This window comes from Escherichia sp. MOD1-EC7003 (assembly GCF_002965065.1).
GTDB lineage: Bacteria > Pseudomonadota > Gammaproteobacteria > Enterobacterales > Enterobacteriaceae > Escherichia.
This window is the reverse complement of sequence record NZ_PTRE01000262.1, coordinates 1-8,897: the sequence shown is the minus strand read 5'-3', so window position 1 is coordinate 8,897 and position 8,897 is coordinate 1. Positions and strand designations below refer to the sequence as shown.

The following is an 8,897-nucleotide window of genomic DNA, read 5'->3' as shown; positions in this document are numbered from 1 at the left end:
TTACATCTTAAAAATTCGGCATACAGCATTAAAGCACGGCGGGTAATCTCGTATCTGACGTTAGCGAAGAATGTCTTACGACACTCCCCGCTAATTTTAAGACGAACAGTGCTAAGCACAGTTCTTAATCATCTCGCCAAAACCTACCAGAATATGGTGTTGGTTTATTAGCGCTGATTTATGGGGATCCCTCAGCGCCCCCGGCGGGGTTTTTTGTTATCTGCCTGCCCCCATATTGACTGCATCTGTTCATTCCTGGAGATGCTATGCCTGAATTACCCGAAGTTGAAACCAGCCGACGCGGCATCGAACCGCATCTCGTTGGCGCAACCATTCTTCATGCGGTGGTGCGCAACGGACGCTTGCGCTGGCCGGTTTCGGAAGAAATCTACCGTTTAAGCGACCAGCCAGTGCTTAGCGTGCAGCGCCGGGCTAAATATCTATTGCTGGAGCTGCCTGAGGGCTGGATTATCATTCATCTGGGGATGTCTGGCAGTTTGCGCATCCTTCCAGAAGAACTTCCCCCCGAAAAGCATGACCATGTTGATTTGGTGATGAGCAACGGCAAAGTGCTGCGCTATACCGATCCGCGCCGCTTTGGCGCCTGGCTGTGGGCCAAAGAGCTAGAAGGCCACAATGTGCTGGCCCATCTTGGACCGGAGCCGCTTAGCGACGATTTCAACGGTGAGTACCTGCATCAGAAGTGCGCGAAGAAAAAAACGGCGATTAAGCCGTGGCTGATGGATAACACGCTGGTGGTAGGCGTAGGGAATATCTATGCCAGTGAATCACTGTTTGCGGCGGGGATCCATCCGGATCGGCTGGCGTCATCACTGTCGCTGGCAGAGTGTGAATTGTTAGCTCGGGTGATTAAAGCGGTGTTGCTGCGTTCGATTGAGCAGGGCGGTACAACACTGAAAGATTTTCTGCAAAGTGATGGTAAACCGGGCTATTTCGCCCAGGAATTGCAGGTTTACGGGCGAAAAGGCGAGCCGTGTCGGGTATGTGGTACGCCGATTGTGGCGACTAAACATGCGCAGCGGGCAACGTTTTATTGCCGGAAATGCCAGAAGTAATTCCTGCGCGCCGGATGGCATTCCATCCGGCATAAACGCTACGCTAACTTTGCCATTAGCGCCTGATGGACATTCTCCGGCAGGAAATGGGTGACATCGCCCTGATGGCGCGCCACCTCTTTAACCAGGGATGAAGAGATAAACGACCACTCTTTCGACGGCATCAGAAACACACTTTCCAGTTCCGGCATTAAGTGGCGATTCATATGCGCCAGCTGCATTTCATATTCAAAATCCGCCACCGCACGCAGGCCACGAATAAGCACCGTAGCGTGTTGATTGCGGGCGAAGTTAGCCATCAAATCACTAAACCCGACCACTTCCACGTTCCCCAGATGCGCGGTTGCCTGCTGTGCCAGCGCCACACGCTCTTCCAGGGTAAACATCGGTTTTTTACTGGGGCTGGCGGCAATCGCCAGAATAACATGATCGAACATTTGCGTGGCGCGCGTCACGATATCGATATGACCATTGGTAATGGGATCGAAAGTACCCGGATAAATCGCCCGTTTTTGCATAACACCCTCAATGCGTTTTCGGTGGCAGGTAAGGTTCCAGCAGTTGAAGCAGACGCTGTAGTGCGCCCTGGTTTTGATACAGCACTTCAACGGCATGACGGCCATAGAAACTACGGTAATCGGCGTCGGTGAGTAAAGAGGAGACCTCTTTTGCAAGCGTAGTGGCATCGGTGACGGTAATCAACCCGCTTGCCTGCTCCAGCCGTGCGCAAATGTCTTTAAAGTTAAAGGTATGTGGCCCCATCAATACCGGAATAGCGTGTGCAGCAGCTTCCAGCGGATTATGCCCACCACGTTCAACCAGTGAACCGCCAACAAAGGCGAGATCGGCAATGCCGTACAGTAACATCAGCTCGCCCATCGTATCGCCAACTACAACCTGCGTGCTGGTGGAGGGGACTTCCCCTGAAGAGCGTGTGATATAGCTTAGTCCAGCCTGGCGGACAAGGTTAATCGCATCCGGGAAGCGTTCCGGATGGCGGGGTACCAGGATGAGCAATAAATTCGGGAATTGCTGTAACAATGCCTGATGTGCGGCGATCACCACGCTCTCTTCACCTTCGTGAGTGCTGGTGGCAATCCATACCGGGCGATGTGGTGCCCACTGGCGGCGCAGCGTCACCGCTTTAGCAGCTAACTGCGGCGTGACAGAAATATCGAATTTCAGACTACCGGTGACGGTTACCTGATTGTTTTTTGCGCCCAGCGCCACAAAACGTGCGCCATCTTCTTCATTTTGGGCGGCAATCAGCGTAATACGACGCAGCAAGCGACGGACGAATTTACCCAGTTTGGCATAACCTGCGGCAGAGCGAGCAGAGAGTCGCGCGTTAGCGATTACCAGCGGAATTTTACGTTTATGTAGCGTCGCAATCAGGTTAGGCCATAGCTCGGTTTCCATAATCAACACCAGTTTAGGGTCGACTTTATTCAGGAAACGGTTGAGCGCATCGGGCAGGTCGTAAGGCAGATAAACGTGCTGAACATCCTTTCCAAAAGCCGATTGTACGCGCTCCGAACCGGTTGGCGTCATGGTGGTGACGGTAATCGGTAAATCAGGATAACGATGACGCAGCGCGCGCACCAACGGGATCGCCGCCAGAGTTTCTCCAACGGAGACGGAGTGCAGCATAATGCCGCCTGGTTTTAGCGGATGACGGTAAAAACCGTAACGTTCACCCCAGCGTTTTCGATAGGCCGGAGCCTTACGTCCGCGCACCCAGAGCCGTATCCAGATCAGCGGCTGAATAAGGTAGAGAAGGGCGGTGTAAAGCAATTCGAGCATAGTAAATAGCTGACTTATGAATGTGCTGGGGATTCTATGTATTTAGCTGTGGCTTTACCATTACTTTTCCCATTTTTGACTTAAATAGCCTCTGTTTGAGCTGATTTGCCGCTACATCTTCAGTTTTTTTGTATTTTTATGCGATTCATTGAATTTCAGCCAGGATTGCAACTTTACATCGACAATATCTGGATTCTCTCTATGCGCAATTTTATCTATATGATTTTTATAATTAAAACACATTCTGTGTATAAAAAACATTCGAGTCGGATTGCCGCGAAAGAAGTGATACACTAGCGCGTCAAAGTAAGTGCGTTATCAGTATTCGGGTAGCTGTTGAGCCTGGGGCGGTAGCGTGCTTTTTTCTGCTTCACCTTAATCGGATAATCTCAACAAAAAGAGTTAATTGTGGATAAGCCATTTCGAAGAATTTTGCTCATTAAGATGCGTTTTCATGGGGATATGTTATTAACTACGCCCGTCATTAGTTCGCTGAAAAAAAATTACCCTGACGCAAAAATCGATGTGCTGCTTTATGAGGACACCATCCCGATCCTGTCTGAAAATCCAGAGATTAACGCGCTCTACGGCATAAAAAATAAAAAAGCAAAAGCCGCAGATAAACTTGTCAACTTTTTTCATCTCATCAAGATATTACGTGCCAATAAGTATGACCTTATCGTCAATCTTACCGATCAATGGATGGTTGCTATACTGGTTCGCTTATTAAATGCCCGTGTGACTATTTCCCAGGATTATCATCATCGGCAGTCTGCTTTTTGGCGTAATAGTTTCACCCATCTGGTGCCGTTGCAGGGTGGAAATGTGGTGGAAAGTAACTTATCCGTGCTGATGCCACTGAGCCTTGAATCGTTGGTGAAGCAGACAACCATGAGTTACCCGCCTGCAAGCTGGAAACGTATGCGTCGTGAACTGGATCACGCAGGTGTTGGACAAAATTATGTGGTTATCCAACCTACAGCGCGGCAAATCTTCAAATGCTGGGACAACGCCAAGTTTTCCGCTGTGATTGATGCCTTACATACACGTGGTTATGAAGTCGTTCTGACGTCCGGCCCGGATAAAGACGATCTGGCTTGCGTCAATGAAATTGCACAGGGATGCCTGACGCCACCAGTAACGGCGCTGGCCGGAAAGGTGACCTTCCCGGAACTTGGTGCGTTAATTGATCATGCGCAGCTGTTTATTGGTGTTGATTCCGCACCGGCGCATATTGCTGCCGCCGTTAATACGCCGCTGATATCGCTGTTTGGTGCGACAGACCATATTTTCTGGCGTCCCTGGTCAAATAACATGATTCAATTCTGGGCGGGAGATTACCGGGAAATGCCAACGCGCGATCAGCGTGACCGAAATGAGATGTATCTCTCGGTTATTCCGGCGGTGGATGTCATTACAGCTGTCGATAAATTACTGCCATCCTCCACGACAGGTACGTCGTTATGATCGTTGCTTTCTGTTTATATAAATATTTTCCCTTTGGCGGTTTGCAGCGCGATTTCATGCGTATTGCTCAGACAGTTGCGGCCCGAGGGCATCATGTTCGGGTTTATGCCCAGTCGTGGGAAGGCGAATGCCCTGACATATTTGAATTGATCAAAGTGCCGGTTAAGTCGCATACCAATCACGGGCGCAATGCCGAGTATTTTGCCTGGGTGCAAAAACATTTACGCGAGCACCCGGTCGATAAAGTCGTTGGATTCAACAAAATGCCGGGGCTGGACGTTTATTATGCCGCTGATGTTTGTTATGCCGAGAAAGTGGCGCAGGAGAAAGGCTTTTTCTATCGCCTGACGTCACGTTATCGCCATTATGCCGCCTTTGAGCGGGCAACCTTTGAACAGGGCAAGTCGACACAGCTGCTGATGCTGACGGATAAGCAAATCGCCGATTTCCAGAAACATTATCAGACTGAAGCGGAACGTTTTCATATTCTGCCTCCGGGGATTTATCCTGACCGTAAATATAGCCAGCAGCCAGCCAATAGCCGTGAAATCTTCCGTAAGAAGAATGGAATAACCGAACAACAATATTTATTGTTGCAGGTCGGTTCAGACTTCACGCGTAAAGGTGTCGATCGTTCCATTGAGGCATTAGCTTCGCTACCGGATTCGCTGCGCCACAACACATTGCTATATGTTGTTGGCCAGGATAAACCACGAAAATTTGAGGCGCTGGCAGAAAAGCGCGGCGTGCGCAGTAATGTTCACTTCTTTTCCGGGCGCAACGATGTCTCGGAATTAATGGCGGCGGCAGATTTATTACTGCATCCTGCCTACCAGGAAGCGGCGGGAATTGTGCTGCTGGAAGCGATTACTGCAGGATTACCGGTACTAACAACTGCAGTTTGTGGCTATGCGCATTATATTGTCGACGCAAATTGCGGCGAGGCTATTGCTGAGCCATTCCACCAGGAAACATTGAATGAGATTTTACGCAAAGCGTTAACGCAATCCTCATTGCGCCAGGCCTGGGCAGAAAATGCGCGACATTATGCTGATACACAAGATTTATACAGTCTGCCAGAGAAAGCGGCAGATATCATAACGGGTGGTCTGAATGGTTGAGCTTAAAGAGCCGTTTGCCACGTTATGGCGCGGTAAAGATCCTTTTGAGGAAGTTAAAACCTTGCAGGGTGAGGTATTTCGTGAACTGGAAACTCGCCGCACTCTGCGCTTTGAAATGGCGGGCAAAAGCTATTTTCTTAAATGGCATCGCGGCACGACCCTGAAAGAGATAATCAAAAATTTGCTCTCATTGCGGATGCCGGTACTAGGCGCAGACCGTGAATGGAATGCGATTCACCGACTGCGGGATGTTGGCGTTGATACTATGTATGGTGTGGCTTTCGGTGAAAAAGGCATTAATCCGCTGACCAGAACCTCGTTTATTATTACCGAAGATCTGACGCCAACCATCAGTCTGGAAGATTACTGTGCTGACTGGGCGACTAACCCACCAGATGTTCGCGTAAAGCGTATGCTTATTAAGCGCGTAGCGGCGATGGTGCGCGACATGCATGCTGTAGGTATCAACCACCGTGACTGCTATATCTGTCATTTCCTGCTGCACTTGCCTTTTTCCGGTAAGGAAGAGGAGTTAAAAATTTCGGTAATTGACCTGCATCGTGCGCAGCTTCGCACGCGCGTTCCACATCGTTGGCGCGATAAAGATCTTATTGGGCTTTATTTTTCTTCGATGAATATCGGCCTGACTCAGCGTGATATCTGGCGGTTTATGAAGGTGTATTTGTCCATCCCACTTAAAGATATTCTCAAGCAGGAACAAGGACTGCTGTCGCAAGCAGAAGCAAAAGCCACAAAAATCAGGGAAAGAACGATTAGAAAATCGTTGTAACCCTTTAGAAATGCGTAACTTATTTTAGCCAAAATTTTGGATGCAGAATAAATATGTCTCAACTCAATGATAGTGACATCATCCTTTTTGAGTATAATTTTCATTATCAAAATATAAGATCTAAAAATACTCTTGATATAGCATTTGGTATTGACAGAAATTTTCTTTTTGGATGTGGTGTAGCCATCGCATCTATTCTATTAAACAATAGAGAAATCTCTTGTGAATTTCATGTTTTCACAGATTATATCAGTGATAAAGACAAGTTATATTTTTCTGATTTAGCAAAACAATATAATTCAAGAATTAATATTTATGTTATCAATTGTGATAAGCTGAAGTCATTACCAAGCACGAAAAACTGGACTTACGCAACATATTTTCGATTTATAATTGCAGATTATTTCTATAATAAACATGAAAAAATACTATATCTTGATGCAGATATTGCTTGCAAGGGTAGTATTAAAGAACTCTTAGATTATCAATTTTCTACTAATGAAATTGCTGCAGTTGTAGCTGAAAGAGATGTTGAATGGTGGCAGAATCGAGCCTCGATATTAACTACACCACAATTAGCTTCTGGATATTTCAATGCTGGTTTTCTACTGATAAATATTGATGAGTGGAATCTAAATAACATTTCGTCAAAAGCTATTGAAATGTTGCGTGACCCAGATTGGGTAAGTAAAATCACCCACCTTGATCAAGATGTACTGAATGTATTATTGAATGGTAAAGTGAAGTTTATTTCTGGAAAATATAATACCCGATATAGTATTAACTATGAGTTAAAAGACAAAGTTGATAATCCAGTCAATGATGACACCGTGTTTATACACTATGTGGGACCTACAAAACCCTGGCATGAGTGGGCTGATTATCCGGTGTCACGTAGTTTTTTGATCGCCAAAGCAGCTTCTCCGTGGTGTGAAGAAGATTTACTTAAACCTGTAAATAGCAATCAGTATCGGTATTGTGCAAAACATAAATTTAAACAAAAGCATTATATGGCAGGCATTCTTAATTATTTAAAATATTATAAAGAAAAATGTTTCTAAAGGTTTAAGGTTAAAATAATTCATTATGATATATAATAAAACGATAAGTGGATTGAAAGTGCTCATAAAAGATAATGACCCATTTTATGAGCAAGTTCTGAATGAATTTTTAACTTACAGGATTAAAATATTAAAAGTTTTTCGTTCTATTGATGATACTAAAGTCATTCTTATTGACACTGCTCGTGGACCTCTTGTACTTAAAGTTTATGCGCCAAAGCATAAAATAATCGAACGTTTCTTAAAATCTTGCGTAAAAAAAGATTATTATGAAAACTTAATTCATCAAACTGATCGGGTACGTGGTGAGGGCATCCAATCAATTAATGACTATTTTTTACTTGCTGAACGTAAAACATTAAATTTCTCACACTATTATATTATGCTCATTGAGTATATTGACGGTGTGGGGTTAAATGAATATTCGGAAATTTCTGAAGATCTGAAGCATCAATTATCAGAATCGATAAAAGAGTTACATCAGCATGGAATGGTGTCTGGCGATCCTCATAAAGGAAATTTTATAGTATCCGAAAAAGGTTTAAGACTAATAGACCTTTCAGGTAAAAAAACAACCGCAGTTTTAAAAGCAAAAGATCGCATTGATCTTGAACGGCACTATAATATAAAAAATGAATTGAAAGACTTTGGCTATACATATCTTGTATTCAAAAAGAAAATTAAAAAAGCAATCAGGTATGTAAAAGTCAAACTAGGATTGAAGAGCAAATAATGATTATGATGAAGGGTAATTAAATTGGATTTTAAACATCTTACTCAATTTAAAGATATAATTGAACTGGACAAGCGCCCTGTTAAACTTGATGAACGGCAAACGTTTAATGTCTCATGGGGTATTGATGAGAACTACCAGATTGGGGCTGCGATTTCAATTGCTTCAATTCTTGAAAATAATAAACAAAACAAATTTACCTTTCACATAATCGCTGATTACTTAGATAAAGAATATATTGAATTATTATCACAATTAGCAACGAACTATCAAACAGTAATTAAATTATATCATATTGATTCTGAGCCATTGAAAGCGCTACCTCAATCAAATATCTGGCCAGTGTCTATTTATTATCGTTTGCTTTCATTTGATTATTTTTCTGCGCGATTGGATTCATTATTATATCTTGATGCTGATATCGTCTGTAAAGGGTCATTGAACGAGTTAATAGCATTAGAGTTTAAAGATGAATATGGAGCTGTGGTAATTGATGTAGATGCTATGCAAAGTAAAAGTGCTGAGCGTTTGTGTAATGAGGATTTTAACGGTAGCTATTTTAACTCTGGCTTAATGTATATTAATTTACGGCAATGGTTAAAACAAAGACTAACGGAGAAATTTTTTGAACTATTATCAGATGAGTCAATTATTAAAAAATTAAAGTATCCGGATCAAGATATTTTGAATTTAATGTTCTTGCATCATGCTAAAATATTACCGAGAAAATATAATTGTATTTATACTATAAAGTCAGAATTTGAAGAAAAAAATAGAGACAATTACACAAGGTTTATTAATTATGAAATTTACTTAATCAATTATACTGGTATAACTAAATCCAGT

9 protein-coding genes and 1 pseudogene are annotated in these 8,897 nt (G+C 43.8%); 8 read left to right on the top strand and 2 right to left on the bottom strand.

Annotated elements, in window-relative coordinates:
- Together A7090_RS25040 and mutM are read left to right on the top strand one after the other, a co-directional pair.
- Positions 1-171 (top strand): annotated as a pseudogene (locus tag A7090_RS25040) (IS4 family transposase); the annotation flags it as partial.
- Positions 172-266: 95 nt separating this feature from the next.
- Positions 267-1,076 (top strand): bifunctional DNA-formamidopyrimidine glycosylase/DNA-(apurinic or apyrimidinic site) lyase, encoded by an 810-nt coding sequence (gene mutM, locus A7090_RS25035; RefSeq protein ID WP_105275877.1) that lies wholly within the window; start codon positions 267-269, stop codon positions 1,074-1,076.
- A 38-nt stretch (positions 1,077-1,114) separates the two neighbouring features.
- On the opposite strand, the gene coaD is transcribed toward mutM, so the two are convergent.
- Together coaD and waaA are read right to left on the bottom strand one after the other, a co-directional pair.
- Entirely contained in the window at positions 1,115-1,594 is a 480-nt protein-coding gene (gene coaD / locus A7090_RS25030) for a pantetheine-phosphate adenylyltransferase (RefSeq protein WP_001171866.1), read from the bottom strand.
- 7 nt (positions 1,595-1,601) lie between these two features.
- A complete protein-coding gene (gene waaA, locus A7090_RS25025; protein WP_105275876.1) occupies positions 1,602-2,879 on the bottom strand; it encodes a lipid IV(A) 3-deoxy-D-manno-octulosonic acid transferase in 1,278 nt (425 codons plus the stop codon).
- 408 nt (positions 2,880-3,287) lie between these two features.
- Here waaA and rfaQ point away from each other — a divergent pair, with 408 nt between their 5' ends.
- The 6 genes from rfaQ to A7090_RS24995 form a co-directional block, all read left to right on the top strand.
- The gene (rfaQ, locus tag A7090_RS25020) at positions 3,288-4,346 is read left to right on the top strand and encodes a lipopolysaccharide core heptosyltransferase RfaQ (protein WP_105275875.1); all 1,059 of its coding nucleotides are present in this window, start codon (positions 3,288-3,290) and stop codon (positions 4,344-4,346) included.
- Positions 4,343-5,467 carry a glycosyltransferase family 4 protein gene (locus tag A7090_RS25015; protein WP_105275874.1) on the top strand — a complete coding sequence of 375 codons (1,125 nt, stop codon included), beginning with the start codon at positions 4,343-4,345 and terminating at the stop codon, positions 5,465-5,467. The genes rfaQ and A7090_RS25015 overlap by 4 nt, the downstream gene beginning before the upstream one ends.
- Positions 5,460-6,257, top strand: coding sequence for a lipopolysaccharide core heptose(I) kinase RfaP (gene rfaP, locus A7090_RS25010; RefSeq protein WP_105275873.1), 798 nt, complete (start codon positions 5,460-5,462; stop codon positions 6,255-6,257). Before A7090_RS25015 ends, rfaP begins: the two co-directional genes overlap by 8 nt.
- A 53-nt stretch (positions 6,258-6,310) precedes the next feature.
- Positions 6,311-7,318, top strand: a complete 1,008-nt coding sequence (gene waaO / locus A7090_RS25005; protein ID WP_105275872.1) for a lipopolysaccharide 3-alpha-galactosyltransferase — start codon at positions 6,311-6,313, stop codon at positions 7,316-7,318.
- A gap of 25 nt (positions 7,319-7,343) precedes the next feature.
- Positions 7,344-8,051, top strand: a complete 708-nt coding sequence (rfaY, locus tag A7090_RS25000) for a lipopolysaccharide core heptose(II) kinase RfaY (RefSeq protein WP_105275871.1) — start codon at positions 7,344-7,346, stop codon at positions 8,049-8,051.
- A 24-nt stretch (positions 8,052-8,075) separates the two neighbouring features.
- The coding region (locus A7090_RS24995) for a glycosyltransferase family 8 protein (protein WP_105275870.1) at positions 8,076-8,897 on the top strand (822 nt) is incomplete at its 3' end.

Excerpts from the sequence above, each read along its gene's own strand:
- mutM (WP_105275877.1), top strand. The coding sequence starts at position 267 with ATGCCTGAATTACCCGAAGTTGAAACCAGCCGACGCGGCATCGAACCG.
- coaD (WP_001171866.1), bottom strand. The coding sequence starts at position 1,594 with ATGCAAAAACGGGCGATTTATCCGGGTACTTTCGATCCCATTACCAAT.
- waaA (WP_105275876.1), bottom strand. The coding sequence starts at position 2,879 with ATGCTCGAATTGCTTTACACCGCCCTTCTCTACCTTATTCAGCCGCTG.
- A7090_RS25015 (WP_105275874.1), top strand. The coding sequence starts at position 4,343 with ATGATCGTTGCTTTCTGTTTATATAAATATTTTCCCTTTGGCGGTTTG.
- rfaP (WP_105275873.1), top strand. The coding sequence starts at position 5,460 with ATGGTTGAGCTTAAAGAGCCGTTTGCCACGTTATGGCGCGGTAAAGAT.
- waaO (WP_105275872.1), top strand. The coding sequence starts at position 6,311 with ATGTCTCAACTCAATGATAGTGACATCATCCTTTTTGAGTATAATTTT.
- rfaY (WP_105275871.1), top strand. The coding sequence starts at position 7,344 with ATGATATATAATAAAACGATAAGTGGATTGAAAGTGCTCATAAAAGAT.